We start from the raw sequence: 17079 nt of genomic DNA, 5'->3' as shown, positions 1-17079 counted from the left end.
ATTATCACTGACAATGAAAGTGTTGTCAGTACATTATTTTCCAATTATATCGATCAATTAAAGGGAGGAATTCTATTCATGGTTTTGGTAAAAGGGTCGCTTCACAAACTGATTCTCTTCGCACTTATTACAATTCTAGTACTCACTCTTATTCCGTTTACAGGTATAAGAACAGCCAAAGCAGAGGCGGTCACAGCATCGAATTATAAAGTGGTTGCTTATTATCCATCATGGGCTGCATATGGCCGCAATTATCAGGTATCAGATATTGATGCGACGAAAATTACCCATATCAACTATGCTTTTGCAGATGTATGTTGGAATGGTATACATGGCAATCCTGACCCAACTGGACCGAATCCTCAGACTTGGTCGTGCCAAGATGAAAACGGTAACATAAGTGTACCGAACGGCTCGGTTGTACTGGGTGATCCTTTTGTAGATGCGCAGAAGAGTAATCCCGGCGATGTCTGGAGTGATCCACTCAAGGGGAACCTGAAGCAACTCGTTAAGCTCAAACAGAGTAATCCAGCTTTGAAGACGATTATATCGGTCGGAGGATGGACTTGGTCTAATAAATTCTCAGACATAGCGGCAACAGCAGCCACTCGTACGACTTTTGCAGATTCAGCAGTTAACTTCATTCGGAAGTATCAATTCGATGGTGTGGATATCGACTGGGAGTATCCAGTTGGTGGGGGACTTCCTGCTAACAGTGCCCGTCCTGCAGATAAGCAGAATTACACACTACTCTTGCAAGAAGTTAAGGCGAAGTTGAATGCTGCTGGAACAGCTGATGGCAAGACGTACACGTTGTCGATCGCTTCTTCTGCAGGTCCATCGTTTGCTGCGAATACAGAACTAGGTCAGATTGCAAATACAGTCGATTGGATTAATATGATGACCTATGACTTTAATGGAGGCTGGCAAAATATTAGTGCGCACAATGCACCATTATATGCCGATCCGCAAGCTGCGGCAGCAGGTGTGCCGAATTCAGCTGTTTTCAACGTAGAAGCGGGTGTCAATGGTCATTTAAGTGCAGGAGTTCCTGCCATTAAGCTCGTACTTGGCGTACCATTCTATGGTCGTGGATGGGGCGGTTGTGCCAATACAGCAAATGGCGAGTATAGAACATGCTCAGGCGTATCCAGTGTAGGGACGTGGGAGAAAGGGTCATTCGATTTCACCGACCTGCAGAACAACTATATTAATAAGAATGGCTACACACGTTACATGAATAACAACTCGAAAGTACCTTTCTTGTATAATCCAAGTAACGGTACATTTATTACTTATGATGATGTGGAATCACTTGGCTATAAGACGGATTTCTTGAAATCCAAAGGTTTAGCAGGTGCAATGATATGGGAGCTTAGTAATGATCGCAATAAAATATTGTTAAATAAAGTTGCTACAGATCTAAATATAGGTAGTGGTGGTGGAGGCGATGTAACACCGCCAAGTCAACCAACTAACTTAACTGCACCATCGAAGACAGCTACTAGCGTCAACCTAAGCTGGAGCACATCGACAGATAATGTGGGTGTCACGGGCTATACAATCACATATGGTTCGAATACGGTGAACGTAACAGGTACGACTGCTGAGATTACAGGATTAACAGCCAATACAGCGTATACATTTGTTGTAAAAGCGAAGGATGCGGCGAATAACCTCTCAACAGGTGCAAGCATTCAGGTAACGACGAATCAAGCAGGTGGTGGAGGTGATGTAACACCGCCAAGTCAGCCGACTAACTTAACTGCACCATCGAAAACAGCTACAAGCGTCAACTTAAGCTGGAGTGCATCGACAGATAATGTAGGTGTTACGGGCTATACCGTTACTTATGGTACAAATGCAGTGAACGTAACAGGTACGACTGCTGCAATTACAGGGTTAACAGCTAATACGGCATATACGTTTGTAGTCACAGCAAAGGATGCCGCGAATAACGTATCGACAGGGGCAAGCCTTCAAATAACGACGAATCAAACCGGAGGTGGTGGAGGAGCATGTGCGGCGGTACCTACATGGGATACAACAGTCGCTTATACAGGCGGACAGAAAGTATCCTATAACGGCAAAATTTATGAAGCCAAATGGTGGACACAAGGCGAAAAACCTGATCTAAGTGGACAATGGGGTGTATGGAAAGAAGTTGGCACTTGTACGACAGGACCTGCAACGCTTGAAGTGAACCTTTCTGAAGATCAATTGCAAGCTGAGATTGTTGCTCCAGAACAATAAATAAAAAAAGATCAGTGCTGAGTCGTAGTTAGACGCAGTACTGATCTTTTTTTCTACTTCATGTACTTATTCAGTAAATCATCAATGGATTGATTCATCGTCTCAATAGACACAGGTTTTCCAGGACTATCCTGCATATGATACTTCTGCTTCATCTTAATCACGCGAGCAACACTTTGATCGAGTTGTTCATTTGAAATTGTCCCTTTATCTACAGCATTCTTGATCGCATGCAGCACTCGTGTCTGGTTATCGTATCCATGGCACACCATAACTAAATCACTACCAGCTTGTAATGCCAATACAGCGGCGTCGCCGATATCACGCTGTGAAGTGATAGCAGCCATCGTTAAATCGTCGGTTACAACTACACCTTGGAAATTTAATTCTTTTCGCAAAACATCTGTAATGACAGCGCGGGATAGGGAAGCGGGAAGTTTCGCATCGATTTGGGACATGAGAATATGAGCAACCATAACAGCATCGGCTCCATTATTAATAGCATTAACGAATGGAACGAGCTCAAAGCTTTTCAAGCGCTTCAAGTCATAATCAACTACAGGTAAACCGAGATGCGAATCAACATGCGTATCACCATGACCTGGAAAATGTTTGACGACGGATATAACGCCTTTGGATTGGATACCCTTCATCGTTTGCAAACCGAGCTTACTTACGAGATTTGGCTTATCTCCATAGGCACGAACACCAATTATCGGATTCTGTGGATTACTGTTTATATCAAGGACAGGAGCGTAATTCATGTTAAGTCCAACGGACTTGACCTTGTCAGCCAATCTTTTACCAAATTCATAGGCAAAAGTCTCATTGTTCACACGTCCAATTACACTATTGTTAGGAAGACCTTTATAGGAATCTGGCAAACGGGTTACTTTACCGCCTTCCTCATCGATGCTCATGATCAGAGGGAGTTTATTTACAGCATTAGCTTGTTTTAAATCATTGACGAGTGTCAAGGTCTGCTCTTGGCTCTGAATATTTCTTGCGAACAGAACAAATCCACTGACCTTGTATTTCTGAATTAAGGTTTGCGTATGATCATCAGCCGTTAAGTAATCTGCCCCGACGAGGACAAGTTGTCCGATTTTCTCTTCGGCGGATAAGCTTGCGACTTGATGTTTGATCGCTTCATCATTGGAAAGAGTAGGTGTTTCGGTTGGAACAGTCTGTGGAGTAGATGTGCTGATAACTACTGTATCTGGTGATGATTGTACCGGTTTACTCTGATTGTTCATTGGCGTACAAGCTGTTAGACTAACAAGTAAGAGGCTACATAGTGCAACAGAAAACTTCTGTAATCGAAGGTTCATCGATAATCACATTCCTTTCCATGTATTTTATTGTATCTTTTTCGTTACATTTCATACTTTTGGAAGTGATAATATGAGGAATGAATGAGAAAAAATAATGCGCGGAGGTAACACATTGAACACAAAAGTCAAAGTAACATCCATCATATTCGCTTGTGCAATTGCTCTTGTTGGCTGTGGGGATGGAAAGCAGGCAGAGCCAACTCCTGAGGTGACGAGTTCACCAAAAGGTAGTGGAACGCCAACTCCTATATCTACAACTGCCCCTACAACTAGTGTAAGCCCAAGTGCTAGTCCTGCTGCAAGTAAACCACCTGCTAAGGGCGAAAACACAGGTGCGAAAGATCCTCAAGCGATCACAGTACTTGTAAACAAGCAGAATGCATTGCCGGACAATTACGCACCGAAAGACTTGGTCTATCCCGATGTACGATTTACATTTAATGAAAAGATTGAGAAACGGATGATGCGTAAAGAAGCGGCAGGTGCGTTAGAGGCTATGTTTGCTGGAGCGAAAAAGGACGGTATCAATTTAGCGGGCGTATCCGCTTATCGCTCCCATCAGACACAGACTGCTTTGTTTAATCGTTATGTGAAAAAAGACGGCGAGGCGAAAGCAAAGATGTACAGTGCAGTCCCTGGTCACAGTGAGCATGAAACAGGGCTTGCAATTGACGTGTCTGGAAGTGATGGTAAATGTGCAGCTGAAGATTGCTTCGGGGATACGAAAGAGGCCAAGTGGCTCGCGGATCAAGCTTATAAGTATGGATTCATTATTCGTTATCCAAAAGGAAAAGAAGCGATCACAGGCTATCAATATGAGCCATGGCATTTGCGTTATGTAGGAAAAGGCTTAGCAGCAGATATTCAGAAGAATGGTTTAACATTAGAAGAAGTATTTAATGCAGTACCAGCTTCTAAGTAGTCGTCTCGGTAAGCTCGATGGAGAACGTATCCTTAAATCCGATTAATCCGTCAGGGGTGATTCGAATGGCTCTAGTCTTAGGCAAGCGTTCAATCCATTGCAGTTCTAGCAATCGCTCTAACAACGCATGCCCAACTGCACCTGCAAGATGATAACGACGTTCACTCCAATCCAAACACTGCAAACAAAAGGCGCGGCGCTTCGTACGAACTTGAGCAAGATCGATGTTCAGGTTAGCGAAGAAGGCTTCGCCTTTTTGTGTGACTACATATTCTTTACCTACCTCTTCAACGATTAATTGATTGCGCAAACTCTCTGTTAATCGAACCCCTAAGTTGCCTGCAAGATGGTCATAACAAGTACGAGCTCTCCGAATGGCTTGATCCTCTGTGGCTTGATTTAGTGACTTAATCGGCGTAAGCGGGGTGATCGATAGGAGTGACTCCATGACATGAGCAACTTCTGGATTATGTATGCCATAATAGCGGTGCCTGCCTTGTTGCTGAACAGTCAATGCTTGGGCTTCGATCATTTTGGCAAGATGAAAGCTTGCTGTTTGCGGTTTAATACGTGCTTTTGCTGCGAGTTCAGTAGCGGTATGCATTCTGCCATCCATCAATACGGACAATATGGCCGCGCGCGATGGTTCACTAATTAGCGAAGCGATCAAAGAGACATTTGAGTTAATAGCCATTCTAGTTATCCTCCTTTTGTAATCCATATTTCGATGAACATGGAAGTGTTTCTATTTTACAATAAATCAGAATTAACAAACAAGAGGAGTTGCTATCAAATGAAACCAATGAACAAGAATAAACCAAATACAGTCGTGATCGAACCTAGAATTTTGTATTATGGAAATCCAGTGATCCTATTAAGCACTTTAAATGAAGATGGAACAACGAATGTAAGTCCGCTTTCATCTTCATGGGCACTAGGGAACAATGTCATTATTGGAATAGGTTTAGAGGGAAAAGCCTATGAGAATATGAAGCGTGATCCAGAGTGTGTTATTAATATTCCGAGTCCGGAGTTATGGGAGCAAGTCGAGCAGATTTCTCATTACACAGGTAAGAATCCAGTCCCGACGTACAAGCAAGAGATGGGTTACTCCTATTGTAAGGACAAGCTTGAGCATAATGCATTAACCTGTATTGCTTCTTATGAGGTGAGACCGCAGCGCATACTGGAATGTCCTCTACAATTAGAGGCAAAAGTAATGGGGGACCGGGTTCCAGAACATGCGCCTCACTTTGCGATTATCGAAACCCAAGTTTCTAAAGTGCATGCACATGCGGATATTCTGCTTGAACATCAATATATTGACCCTAGTAAATGGAGTCCGCTTATTTATAACTTCAGACATTATTTTGGCTTAGGAGAGCGTCTTGGTAATAATCGAAGGGCAGATGTTTGATCCCAATAAACAAATCTATAAAAATAAACCCTCAATTTGTTAATAGAATGATTCGTTTTCCGTATTAACTATTGTGAGACTCATACAACCACAACAAATTGCGCAATTTGTTTAGTAATTCAATTTCATTAACTGGTTGCATCTCCAAATGTGAGGAGGAGGGTAAGTAAGTGGAGGTAACTCAAGTGAATACAGGAATCAGCTACAACGACATTCGAGATCTTCAAAAGGGGCTCATGTCAGAAGACAAATTTGCAGAGATTTACGAAGCATACTACAGTCGTATTTACAAATATATTTGCTACCGTATCAACAACCACTATGAAGCGGAAGAGATTTGCAGTCATGTATTTGAAGTAGTGATTTCAAAATACAACAGTTACTCGTCACAAAAGTCCAATTTTGAAGTTTGGTTGTTTGCGATAGCTAGAAACGCTGTGACTGATTACTTCCGCTCACAGAAAAAAAGAGCCACCTTCTCACTAGATTCCATTCTGGACATGATCTTACCAAAGTCATCGCCAGAAGAAATTGTTATCAAGGATGACAGCAACGAAATCTTGTACATGGCACTTGCCAAGCTAAGCGATAAGGAACGTAATATCATCGGTTTGAAATATGCAGCCGGTTTGAAAAATACGGAAATTGCTGATCTGCTTGAAGTCAGTGGTTCAAATATCGGTGTAGTTCTCTACAGATGTTTAAAGAAGTTACAACAGGAACTAGAAAAAGGAGGGTTTCAATATGAAAAATAAGCAGGGTGTAGATGAATTTTCCGACTTAACTGACTTGCTTACCAATCTGGAGCATACTGACAATGCCTCCAAAGATCGAATCTATCAACGTCTTACTCTCAAAATGAGAGCAGGAACGATTAACCCCAATTTACTTAAAAAGGATGATATTGTGATGAAAAAAAAGACATGGAAAACAGTAACTGTTAGTGCGGCAGCTGTCGCTATCTTGTCAGGCGCGTTCTCGACTACCTCTTTTGCACAAAATATAATGGACTCTATTCTTGCACGCTTTCAAGTGGGAAATATTCAAATCACTCAATATGACAAGGAACCAGCTGCACCTGTGAATAATAGCGCATCAAAACAAGCGACGGGTGATGCTTCAGGTGAGATTCAATTGCCAGAAAGTCCTAATCTGACTGTGGATGAAGCTCGTGCTGCTATGGGGCTAAACTTCCCAGCTCCAACTTGGTTAGCAGATTACAAGTATGTCAATACAATAATTCAAGGTAAAACAATGGCAGAAGTACAGTTCGCAAAAGGCGATAAAAGCGTTAACTTCCTGATTTCCAAGGGTGGAGAGAATGGCATCGGTACCACAGGTGAAGTGAAAAAAGAAGTAATCAATGGTGTTACGGTTTATTTTGCAAATGGGATTGTAATTTGGGAGAACAATGGCTTTACGATAGAGCTGTATGCGCAAGACGATTTTGATAAAGTAACACTTGGCAAAATTATTGAAAATTTCAAGGTTGGGGAACCTTTGAAGAAGGAAGAAATCGAGAAAGTAAAGGAAAAAATTAAAAACACGCCTTCAACAGGTGTAGCTGGTCCTGCAGTTGCCCCACCTAGTAAATAAACGGGTAGTAAGAACAATCACAGTCATTGTTATAGCGAAGGAATTCCTTTAGTGGAATTCCTTCTTGTTTTGTATATTTGTTTACATAACATTTGTTATTTTATACATTATCGCACGTTACTTAGGCAAACACGTTAAGGCATTATTAAAAAAGAGGACAGGTTCTTTGTAAATATGTTAAATATACCCATGCATTAGGACGAAATATGCTATGATAAGAGAGTAATTCACCTCCTCGTGTATCGCCTGCGACATTTTCCACTGCACAGATCACTCCAAGACTGTAATATTCATAAGATACCCATTTAGCTGAAGTAGGTCAGAGATCCATATTCCAAGTCGAAAAAGGTTGAAACAATGCGATTATTCTGCATGTTACCTTCCAAATTTTATGAAAACCAAAAGGAATTTGCGAATATACTTAGAATATGTGTAATGTCTGCGCTAAAAAGCTGATGAAGTTTTTATCTCGAAAGGAGTCATCACATGGTCACGTTACCCAAAACGAATGAGCTTGGATTTTTCGAAATTAGATTAGAATCCATCGGAGGTCTTGGCGCCAATCTAGCTGGTAAAATGCTTGCTGAAGCAGGTGTAGTAGGGGCTGGATTAAATGGTGTAAGTTTCTCATCTTACGGTTCAGAGAAAAAAGGGTCTGCGGTTAAAGCGTACATTCGATTCTGCGATGCGTCCACGAACATCCGTGATACATCCCCAATTGAACGGCCGCATGTGGTTGGCATATTCCACGAATCGTTATCAAAAACAGTCAACGTCGTTAGCGGAATATATGAAGACAGTCTTGTATTGGTCAATTCAACGAAATCACCCGAACAATTAAAAGAAAAATTAAAAATGCGTGGAGGTACAGTCGCTGTAGTTGATGCGATTGGTATTTCTCTCGAAGAGAAGAACCGTGTAAACATGGCGATGTTAGGCGCACTGTTCCGGTTATGTGATTTCTTAGATCCCGAAATGATGAGAGGCATTATTCGTAAATCTTTGGAGAAGAAGTACCCGCAAGCTGTAGAGCCTGCGCTTCGTACGTTCGATCGTGGTTATAGTGAAGTAACATTCCAGACGTTCGAACTTCCAGAAGGTGAAGAAATGCCTGCTTTTGTGCGTCAAGATACACCGGTTCTTGGATATGCAACACAGCCAATGGGTGGTGTAATTACGAACCCAGGAAACAGTATCTTGAAGGATTTAAGCATTTCACGTGCGGGCATGATGCCGCATTTCGAAGATAGTGCATGTATTCATTGTGCGCAGTGTGATACGGTATGTCCGGACTTCTGTTTCGTATGGGAAGAGCAGCCGGATAAGAAAGGCCGTCCACAAATGTTCTTGCAAGGCATTGATTATCAATACTGCAAGGGCTGCTTGAAGTGTGTGCAAGCTTGTCCAACTGATGCGCTTTCCAGCGAAAGAGAGACGGAAGGTTATGCGGATGAGAACCGTGTGGCGCACCGTTTTGACTGGGCTGTGAATTAATTTTTCATTTAGAGAATCAATTTAATACTTGATTCAAGAAGGGTGGAATTGCTGTGGCGATTGATATGAAAAAAGAGCTTCAATCCGGAACCGTAGAACAGAAAGTGGTATACGAGTCTGGTAACGAAATGGCAGCGTATGCTGCACATCAAATTAATTATCACGTGATGGGTTATTTCCCAATTTCCCCATCGACTGAGGTTGCTCAGTTTTTAGATATGATGAAAGTGAACGGTCAGCATGATATCGTATTGATCCCGGCTGACGGGGAGCATGGTTCGGCAGGTATTTGCTATGGTGCATCTACAGCTGGCGGACGTGTATTCAATGCGACGAGTGCGAACGGTTATTTATATATGATCGAACAAATGCCTGTGCAATCGGGTACGCGTTTTCCTATGGTAATGAATCTAGTATGTCGCTCGGTATCAGGTCCGCTTGATATTCATGGCGATCATTCCGATTTGTACTATGCATTAAATACGGGTTGGCCGATCCTCATGTGTCGTGATCCACAAGCGGTATACGATATGAACATTATGGCGATCAAATTGGCTGAAGATGCAGATGTGCGCTTGCCTGTTATTGTTGCGTCTGATGGATACTTTACTTCTCACCAGAAGCGTCGTGTACAGACGATTGCAACCCGTGAAGATGTACACAAGTTTATTGGGGAGCAGCCGCCGATTGGCTATCCAGATACATTAGATCGCGATAACCCAATCACAGTCGGTCCTTACATGAATGAGCCGGATTACATTAACAACTGTTACCAACAATCGGTTGCGATGTACAATGCGGGTGAAGTGTTTGACCGTATTCGCAAAGAATATCTGGCACTTACAGGTCGCGACTATCCAGTACTTGATCTCTATCGCATGGAAGATGCGGAAGTAGCTGTATTCTTAATGAATTCATCTTCTGAGATTATTAAGGACGTTGTCGATCAGCTTCGTGCTCAAGGTATTAAGGCTGGTTCTGTTGCACCGAATATGATTCGTCCGTTCCCTGCCAAAGCAATTGCAGAAGCATTGAAGAATGTTAAAGCAATCACTGTCGGCGACCGTGCCGATTCTTATGGTGCGCATGGCGGTAATATGGTCAATGAGATCAAGGCAGCTCTTTTCACAGAAGGAAATAGCACGACGATGGTCATCAGCCGTATTTACGGTCTAGGTGGCAAGGACTTCTATGCAGAAGATGGTCATAACCTATTCCAATTCGCAATCGATGCGGTCCAAAAAGGCAAAGTCGAAGTACCGTTCGACTATTATGGTCATACACCTGGTGATCCTTCGAAAAAACCGCAGCGTGTCACGAATCCGATGAAATATGAAGATCTCAATACAGGTCTTATTACGGTAAAACAAGATGAAGAGACGGGGAAGCTGAACGTAAGAATCCCGCCACTTCGTTCTCTAACGAAGAAGCCGAAGCGTATTGCTCCTGGTCATGGTGCCTGTCCAGGCTGTGGTATTTTCTCTGGTTTAGAACTGTTCTTCAAAGGGATTGAAGGCGACATCGTAGCACTATTCCACACAGGTTGTGCGATGGTTGTTACAACAGGTTATCCGTATTCCGCTCACAAAGCGACTTACATCCATAACTTGTTCCAAAATGGTGCAGCGACACTTTCCGGTGTGGTTGAGATGTTCTGGGAGCGTAAGCGTCGTGGAGAACTGGATCACTTGAACTTGAAAGATGATTTCACATTCGTCATGGTAACAGGTGACGGTGGTATGGATATCGGAATGGGGCCAGCAATCGGGGCTGCACTTCGTAACCACAAGATGATTATTCTTGAGTACGATAATGAAGGTTACATGAATACAGGTGCGCAGCAGTCGTACTCGACTCCAATTGGACACCGTACTTCAACATCGAATGTTGGTTCCAAAAAAGGCGGTAAGCTGTTCCACCATAAAGATACAGCTCAAATTATGGCTGCTACCCACATTCCGTATGTATTCACTGGAAGTGAAGCGTTCCCGCAGGATCTCGTGAAGAAAGCTGCGAAAGCACAATGGTATGCACAGCATGAAGGTATGGTGTACGGTAAAATCTTGATAGCATGTCCATTGAACTGGTTGTCTGAAGATGAAGACGGCACGAACATTGTAAATGCAGCTGTTGATTCTTGTTTCTTCCCGCTATATGAGGTGGAGAATGGCGTAACGACGATTACGTACAATCCAGAAGACAAGAGCAAGAAGATTCCGCTTAGCGACTGGCTCAAGACGATGGGTAAGACTCGCCATATGACGAAGGAAGCTTATGCGCAGACGCTAGTTGCCTTTGAAGAAGAAGTCGAGCGTCGTTGGTCGATCTTGAAAGCGAAGCACGAGAATCCGTATCTATAAACTTGGAGGCTAGACATGGCATTCGTATTGCATCATCCTGAAACAGAGCAAATCTATACGCGAATGCTTGTGAATCATTATGAGCTGGCGTACTATGGGGTTCAGAATTGGGAGACGGAAGAGGAAGCGAAGGCACATTTGGAGGCAGAACCTGCATTTCTTGATAGGGATGGCAAGGTTTCGTGGTTTGTGCTTGAAGTATCCGAGCATCAGATGAAGATATTTAACGTGAAGCTGAAGAACGATCCTCAGAACTTGCTCTACTTGCGTGGGGGAGTAGCGTCTGTACAGCGTGAGACGGTAATTGAATAGCTAGTTGTAACACGAGAGCTGTGCATTCCAAGGAAACTTGGGGTGCACAGTTTTTTTTTATGAGTTTTATCCTTAGATATCTCCGTGGTGAATTGTTATGATCTATATATGATTACGATCTATAACTTTTGAGGAAAGAAAGAGGAGAATGAAATGATTGAAATTACGACTGTTGTGGTTCGTCAATTAATCAATAGTCAATTCCCTGAGTGGAAGGACTTAGAGATAGTACCTGTGGAAAAAAGTGGACACGATAACCGCACCTATCGGTTGGGAAGCGAGATGACCGTTCGCCTACCAAGTCATGAAAGTTACGCCTCGGCGGTTGAGAAAGAGATGACCTGGCTCCCTATTTTCAAGCCACTTCTGTCATTACCCATCCCGGTCCCTATTGCACAAGGTAAGCCGACAAATGAATATCCCCTTCCATGGTCCGTCAACCGATGGATTGAAGGCGAAACCGTTACACACTCCAACATACACAGTTTAAATGAATTTGCTGAAGATCTTGCTGGCTTTCTAAAAGAACTACAAGCGATCGATGCAAGCCAGGGCATTCCAGCTGGCATACAAAACTATCATCGTGGGGGAAATTTAGCGGTTTACGATCAAGATACAAGGTCCGTTATTGACAAGCTATCCGACCAATCTGATCAAAAGCTCTTAACAGAAATATGGGAGCTTGCCCTTGCGACAACATATCAATCTGCACCGCTATGGCTGCATGGTGACGTGGCAGTTGGCAATTTACTTGTGCAAAATGGGCGATTGTGCGGTGTCATTGACTTTGGAACTATGGGCGTTGGTGATCCTTCCAGCGATCTTGTGATGGCATGGAATTTCTTTGATCATGAAAGTCGTAACTTATTCCTCAGCCGCATGAACGCTAATCGGGATACGATTAATCGCGCACGCGGTTGGGCTTTGTGGAAAGCACTCATCACCTATGCCTGGAATGAACCAAACTCAGAAGCTTCACATTGGGGGAAGCATGTGATCGATGTCATTATTCAAGACTACAGATCGCAATAAGCATATGAACCTCCGAAACGGGCAGTTTAAAGGCAATCTTTTGTGGATGGTTTTTGAAAACCAGATGGACATTAAAGCCGACCAAAGCTGGGTAATACAGTCTTGGTCGGCTTTTTTCTGTTTTTTAGATCCGTTTCTTATACACACGCATGGCGAAGAAATAAGCCACGATCATAATTCCGAAACACCACGCAAGTGCAGTCCATATGTCATTTCCAACCGGCTGACCTGTTAGTAGAGCACGAATGGCTTCAACAATCGCAGTTACAGGCTGGTTTTCGGCAAAAACTCGTACTACTGTAGGCATCGAATCGGTTGGTACAAATGCGGAGCTGATGAATGGTAGGAAGATGAGAGGGTAGGAGAAGGCACTTGCTCCATCAACCGATTTAGCCGATAGTCCAGCAATCGCTGCGATCCAAGTAAGAGCTAGGGTGAAGAGAGCGAGTATACCGATTACGGCAAGCCATGGCAAGATTCCTGCCGACGAACGAAAGCCCATTAACAACGCTACTCCAATGATGACGATAACCGAAAGAGCATTGGATACTAGCGAACTTAACACATGTCCCCATAACATGGTGGATCGTGCAATCGGCATGGAGTGGAAACGTTCGAATATGCCACGTTGCACATCGATAAACAGTCGGTAAGACGTGTAAGCCGTACCACTTGCAATAGCAATTAACAGAATACCTGGTAATAAGTAATTGACGTAATTATCTGTGCCGGTTTGGATGGCACCTCCGAACACATAGACAAACAGTAACATAAATGCAATCGGCATAATGGTAACCGTGATGATCGTATCCATACTGCGGAATATGTGGCGCATAGAGCGCCCGACCATGACACCCAAATCACTGAAATAATGTTTCTTAATCGTTTCCATTTAAATAGCCTCCTTCTTACCGATGATTGAAAGGAAGATCTCTTCCAATGATGGTTGTTTTTCGATATATTCCACTTTTGCAGCTGGGAACAGCTTTTTAAGATCGGATAGGGTGCCGTTTGCGATAATTTTGCCTTCATGCAAGATCGCAATTCGATCGGCTAGTTGTTCCGCCTCCTCTAAATACTGAGTTGTGAGAAACACGGTCGTACCACCCTTAGCAAGTTCTTCTACGACCTTCCATACTTCGATTCGTGCCTCAGGATCAAGCCCAGTAGTCGGCTCATCGAGGAAGATAATTTGTGGTTTACCGACAACGCTCATCGCGAGATCGAGTCTACGACGCATACCACCCGAATACGTAGATGCCTTTCGACTTGCTGCTTCCGTTAATCCGAACCGTGCAAGTAAATCGCTGGCGATTTGTTTAGGTTTATCGAGGTGTCGCAGCTTGGCGATCATGATGAGATTTTCAAGTCCCGTTAAGTTCTCATCTACCGCTGCGAATTGTCCGGTCAAACTGATTGAATGGCGCACATGATCGGGGTTAGATGAAACGTTATAACCGTTTACAGTTGCTGTTCCACTGTCTTGTTTCAGCAGAGTAGAGAGGATCTTAACCACTGTTGTTTTACCTGCACCGTTAGAGCCAAGCAGTGCGAAGATACTTCCTTTTTCCACTTCAAAATCTACACCCTTAAGGACTTGATGCTGCTTGTAGGATTTTTGTAATCCTTTTACTTGAATGGACTTGTTAATCATTTGAATTCCTCCTTATATAACTAATCATTGGATCAGACTTAGACTAGTCGGCTTTGCCCGACTTTCGCATCACCATGCATTTCATAGCGTCCTGTGTATTCAACGAGATCAATCTTGCAACCTGCGCCAATCGTAACGTTCTTACCGCGAACGACTTTCGCTGTTGTATATTCCAAGGTAATATTTTCCCCTTCGATCACATCGACATGAAGCTCATTGTGAAGCGATTGGAAGTGGGTCTTGATCATCTTCATCACACTAAGACCGCCTAACATGTTACGACGAACTTCGATTTGATCGGCGTTAATTGATTTGACATGACCATCACCGTAAAGCTGAATATCAATTTTCTTCGCATGCAGTTGCCCTGCAATCCGGAATCCGCCCTTTACGTTGAACTCATCTACGGAGACATCATCTTTCACTTCAATCGCACCGTTGATCGAAATTTCGTTCGCTGTCAATTGACCTTTAACTTTCATGTAACCACTAACACTTGCTTCTTTCATGAATGCGTCGCCGTCTACACGAGCCGAACCACTAACCTTCAGTTCCTCTGTAATCAGATTACCTTCTACACCTACAGAGCCGCTAGCATTCATATATCCAGCCTTCACATCGCCATAGACTACGCCACTGCCACTGCAGTGAAAATCTAGACACTCCACGTTGCCAGATACCTTACCACTACCACTAATCTTAACTTTTTGAAAATCTCCGCCACCTGAAGTTCCAGATCCATTAATAATTAAATTACTTACACGTTCTCTCATCTTATTACCCCTCCACATTTTCCATTATTAAGCAAGAAGTTATATGAGTTGATTATCCAATTACTTCCTGCTTTCGTGAACTCAATATAACATAACACTGTTACGTTGTAAACAGGGTTTGTTATGTTTTTTATAAACAATAAAATTAATAACTGAACTAAAAAGTGAAAAACCCTTTAATAATAAGGGATTTTAGCTAATTTAGTATGCGTTTGTTATACAATGAGTAACTAACACTGTTTCGTTATATCCCAAAAAAATCAGCAATGTTTCGAGGGGGTTGTTACGTTGATACGTTACGATAAGGTAGTGCTTTCTTTTGTTATTGGTAAATAATTTGCTGACAGGTTCATTGAATTAACGGATAGGGCGAATCGATATGAGAAATATTAGGAGGTAGCAGATTTATTTCAGGATGATGAAGTGATAGCGAGGAGTGTGGGCTAATTCGAATGGATACGAAGTTATGGGATGTTGTCATTATTGGAGGTGGCCCTGCAGGACTTAGTGCAGCTTTAGTGTTAGGCCGTTCAATGAGACAAGTCGTTGTGATTGATGCAGGTCAGCCGCGTAATGCCGTCACGCAAGCTTCTCACGGTTATTTGACAAGAGATGGTATTCATCCACTTGAATTTAAGCGTATTGCGATGGAAGAGCTACATCGATATAAGTCGATACAGATTGTGAAGGGATATGCAGAGAGTGCGCAGATATCTGAATATATTTTTACTGTAAAAATAAAAGGTGGAGAGGTATACAATGGTCGGAAGTTGATAGTAGCAACAGGGGTTCAAGATCATTTGCCAGATATAGAGGGTTTGAAGGAGGCATATGGGTCAACCGTGTTTCCTTGCCCTTATTGCGATGGATATGAGCATCAAGATGCAGCAATAGCATTGTTTGGCAACGGAAAAGGACTCAAGCATTATGTACCACTCATTCATCATTGGAACAAGGATATCGTTGTGTTTACGAATGGACGAGCAGAGCTGGAAGAAGGTTTAAGAGCGCAAATGGAGGCAAGGCAGATTCGTATTGTGGAGGAACCTATTGGTAAGCTTGTGGTCGATGAGAAACAATTGCAAGGGGTTCTGTTGAATAGTGGAGAGATGGTTGCTCGCACAGCGGGTTACATCATGGATACGGGGGTTAAGCTGCACACATCAATACCTGAGAAATTTGGCGTGCAACTCGATGATAAGGGGCATTTTGCTACAAATAGTAAGGGACTTACGGCAGTTGATGGTTTATACATTATTGGAGATGCAAAGCATTTGTTCAACGGGCTCATTTGTGCTGCAAGTGATGGCTATGAGGCAGGTGAGGCGATCAATCAATTGTTCATTGAGGAAGAATGGGGAATGAGTGACGATTAATGTCGTAAAATTTCCCTTTATGTCTTGTATGACAGAACCATACCCTTTACACTAATAGTACTGGAAGATGAAGGGATGGTTCATGTGAAAATACCAAAAGTAACAGAAATCGCAAAGATAGCAAAGATACTATGGTGGGTATTGTTTGTGGTTGTAATTACAATAGTTGTTAATGCAGTGGTTAAGAATTTTTGGATAACGTTCCCAATGGTTCTCGGTTCTTCATTACTGATAATGTTTTATCAAAAGCTAATTCTAAATCCGAATGACGACAAGAATGTAAAACAACCGGATACGAATGAGGTTTATGCCGCTAGGGAGAAAGAAATCATAAGAATTGCAGTTAACAAAAAAGGTTTAGTGACCCCTACAGATGTTGCGATGTCTACAGAACTATCATTAGAGCATGCTAAAAAATACTTAGAATACTTGAAAGAAAGTGGCTTTGTCCGATTAAAAATCGCGAATAATGGAACCTATGTGTATGAATTCATGGGTATTCTTACTGAAGACGAGAAAAAGAAAGCAGAAGCGATCTAGTATAACTGAAGAAGGT

At 42.7% G+C, this 17079-nt stretch carries 16 protein-coding genes; 11 read left to right on the top strand and 5 right to left on the bottom strand.

What is annotated here, in order from left to right:
- Nucleotides 1–78: 78 nt before the first annotated feature.
- Nucleotides 79–2253, top strand: coding sequence for a glycosyl hydrolase family 18 protein (locus NV379_RS00525; protein ID WP_258205306.1), 2175 nt, complete (start codon nucleotides 79–81; stop codon nucleotides 2251–2253).
- Nucleotides 2254–2306: 53 nt separating this feature from the next.
- Here NV379_RS00525 and nagZ read toward each other — a convergent pair whose 3' ends face one another.
- Nucleotides 2307–3584, bottom strand: a complete 1278-nt coding sequence (gene nagZ / locus NV379_RS00520; protein WP_258205305.1) for a beta-N-acetylhexosaminidase — start codon at nucleotides 3582–3584, stop codon at nucleotides 2307–2309.
- Between the two features lie 115 nt (nucleotides 3585–3699).
- Between nagZ and NV379_RS00515 the strand changes: the two genes are divergently transcribed.
- Nucleotides 3700–4509 (top strand): D-alanyl-D-alanine carboxypeptidase family protein, encoded by an 810-nt coding sequence (locus NV379_RS00515; protein ID WP_258205304.1) that lies wholly within the window; start codon nucleotides 3700–3702, stop codon nucleotides 4507–4509.
- Here NV379_RS00515 and NV379_RS00510 read toward each other — a convergent pair.
- Nucleotides 4502–5203 (bottom strand): ArsR/SmtB family transcription factor, encoded by a 702-nt coding sequence (locus NV379_RS00510; protein ID WP_258205303.1) that lies wholly within the window; start codon nucleotides 5201–5203, stop codon nucleotides 4502–4504. The two genes, NV379_RS00515 and NV379_RS00510, sit on opposite strands and share 8 nt — an antisense overlap.
- 99 nt (nucleotides 5204–5302) lie before the next feature.
- On the opposite strand from NV379_RS00510, the gene NV379_RS00505 reads away from it, so the two are divergent.
- From NV379_RS00505 to NV379_RS00475, 7 genes are all read left to right on the top strand, one after another.
- Nucleotides 5303–5926: a flavin reductase family protein gene (locus NV379_RS00505; RefSeq protein WP_258205302.1), complete on the top strand. Its 624-nt coding sequence runs from the start codon at nucleotides 5303–5305 to the stop codon at nucleotides 5924–5926.
- Nucleotides 5927–6096: 170 nt separating this feature from the next.
- The gene (locus NV379_RS00500) at nucleotides 6097–6681 is read left to right on the top strand and encodes a sigma-70 family RNA polymerase sigma factor (RefSeq protein WP_258205301.1); all 585 of its coding nucleotides are present in this window, start codon (nucleotides 6097–6099) and stop codon (nucleotides 6679–6681) included.
- Entirely contained in the window at nucleotides 6671–7522 is an 852-nt protein-coding gene (locus tag NV379_RS00495) for a hypothetical protein (RefSeq protein WP_258205300.1), read from the top strand. The genes NV379_RS00500 and NV379_RS00495 overlap by 11 nt, the downstream gene beginning before the upstream one ends.
- 486 nt (nucleotides 7523–8008) lie before the next feature.
- A complete protein-coding gene (locus NV379_RS00490; RefSeq protein WP_258205299.1) occupies nucleotides 8009–9016 on the top strand; it encodes a 2-oxoacid:acceptor oxidoreductase family protein in 1008 nt (335 codons plus the stop codon).
- Nucleotides 9017–9081: 65 nt separating this feature from the next.
- Nucleotides 9082–11376: a thiamine pyrophosphate-dependent enzyme gene (locus tag NV379_RS00485; protein WP_373426074.1), complete on the top strand. Its 2295-nt coding sequence runs from the start codon at nucleotides 9082–9084 to the stop codon at nucleotides 11374–11376.
- Nucleotides 11377–11391: 15 nt separating this feature from the next.
- The gene (locus tag NV379_RS00480) at nucleotides 11392–11688 is read left to right on the top strand and encodes a hypothetical protein (protein WP_258205297.1); all 297 of its coding nucleotides are present in this window, start codon (nucleotides 11392–11394) and stop codon (nucleotides 11686–11688) included.
- A 153-nt stretch (nucleotides 11689–11841) separates the two neighbouring features.
- The gene (locus NV379_RS00475) at nucleotides 11842–12720 is read left to right on the top strand and encodes an aminoglycoside phosphotransferase family protein (RefSeq protein ID WP_258205296.1); all 879 of its coding nucleotides are present in this window, start codon (nucleotides 11842–11844) and stop codon (nucleotides 12718–12720) included.
- Nucleotides 12721–12844: 124 nt separating this feature from the next.
- Here NV379_RS00475 and NV379_RS00470 read toward each other — a convergent pair whose 3' ends face one another.
- The 3 genes from NV379_RS00470 to NV379_RS00460 are packed head-to-tail and all read right to left on the bottom strand — an operon-like array spanning nucleotide 12845 to nucleotide 15147.
- Nucleotides 12845–13612, bottom strand: coding sequence for an ABC transporter permease (locus tag NV379_RS00470; protein ID WP_258205295.1), 768 nt, complete (start codon nucleotides 13610–13612; stop codon nucleotides 12845–12847).
- Nucleotides 13613–14374, bottom strand: coding sequence for an ABC transporter ATP-binding protein (locus NV379_RS00465; protein WP_258205294.1), 762 nt, complete (start codon nucleotides 14372–14374; stop codon nucleotides 13613–13615).
- 38 nt (nucleotides 14375–14412) lie between these two features.
- Nucleotides 14413–15147 carry a polymer-forming cytoskeletal protein gene (locus tag NV379_RS00460; RefSeq protein WP_258205293.1) on the bottom strand — a complete coding sequence of 245 codons (735 nt, stop codon included), beginning with the start codon at nucleotides 15145–15147 and terminating at the stop codon, nucleotides 14413–14415.
- A 452-nt stretch (nucleotides 15148–15599) separates the two neighbouring features.
- On the opposite strand from NV379_RS00460, the gene NV379_RS00455 reads away from it, so the two are divergent.
- Nucleotides 15600–16523, top strand: coding sequence for an NAD(P)/FAD-dependent oxidoreductase (locus NV379_RS00455; protein ID WP_258205292.1), 924 nt, complete (start codon nucleotides 15600–15602; stop codon nucleotides 16521–16523).
- Nucleotides 16524–16607: 84 nt separating this feature from the next.
- On the top strand, nucleotides 16608–17063 hold the full coding sequence (locus tag NV379_RS00450; RefSeq protein ID WP_258205291.1) for a hypothetical protein: 456 nt from the start codon (nucleotides 16608–16610) through the stop codon (nucleotides 17061–17063).
- Nucleotides 17064–17079 lie beyond the last annotated feature (16 nt).

Source organism: Paenibacillus radicibacter (assembly GCF_024721995.1).
GTDB classification, from domain to species: Bacteria; Bacillota; Bacilli; order Paenibacillales; family NBRC-103111; genus Paenibacillus_AM; species Paenibacillus_AM radicibacter.
The sequence above is the reverse complement of the archived record's forward strand: the minus strand, read 5'-3'. Positions and strand labels throughout refer to the sequence as shown.

What these genes read in the sequence shown, in the direction of transcription:
- NV379_RS00525 (WP_258205306.1), top strand. Translation starts at nt 79, where the DNA reads ATGGTTTTGGTAAAAGGGTCGCTTCACAAACTGATTCTCTTCGCACTT.
- nagZ (WP_258205305.1), bottom strand. Translation starts at nt 3,584, where the DNA reads ATGAACCTTCGATTACAGAAGTTTTCTGTTGCACTATGTAGCCTCTTA.
- NV379_RS00510 (WP_258205303.1), bottom strand. Translation starts at nt 5,203, where the DNA reads ATGGCTATTAACTCAAATGTCTCTTTGATCGCTTCGCTAATTAGTGAA.
- NV379_RS00505 (WP_258205302.1), top strand. Translation starts at nt 5,303, where the DNA reads ATGAAACCAATGAACAAGAATAAACCAAATACAGTCGTGATCGAACCT.
- NV379_RS00495 (WP_258205300.1), top strand. Translation starts at nt 6,671, where the DNA reads ATGAAAAATAAGCAGGGTGTAGATGAATTTTCCGACTTAACTGACTTG.
- NV379_RS00490 (WP_258205299.1), top strand. Translation starts at nt 8,009, where the DNA reads ATGGTCACGTTACCCAAAACGAATGAGCTTGGATTTTTCGAAATTAGA.
- NV379_RS00485 (WP_373426074.1), top strand. Translation starts at nt 9,082, where the DNA reads ATGAAAAAAGAGCTTCAATCCGGAACCGTAGAACAGAAAGTGGTATAC.
- NV379_RS00480 (WP_258205297.1), top strand. Translation starts at nt 11,392, where the DNA reads ATGGCATTCGTATTGCATCATCCTGAAACAGAGCAAATCTATACGCGA.
- NV379_RS00475 (WP_258205296.1), top strand. Translation starts at nt 11,842, where the DNA reads ATGATTGAAATTACGACTGTTGTGGTTCGTCAATTAATCAATAGTCAA.
- NV379_RS00470 (WP_258205295.1), bottom strand. Translation starts at nt 13,612, where the DNA reads ATGGAAACGATTAAGAAACATTATTTCAGTGATTTGGGTGTCATGGTC.
- NV379_RS00465 (WP_258205294.1), bottom strand. Translation starts at nt 14,374, where the DNA reads ATGATTAACAAGTCCATTCAAGTAAAAGGATTACAAAAATCCTACAAG.
- NV379_RS00460 (WP_258205293.1), bottom strand. Translation starts at nt 15,147, where the DNA reads ATGAGAGAACGTGTAAGTAATTTAATTATTAATGGATCTGGAACTTCA.
- NV379_RS00455 (WP_258205292.1), top strand. Translation starts at nt 15,600, where the DNA reads ATGGATACGAAGTTATGGGATGTTGTCATTATTGGAGGTGGCCCTGCA.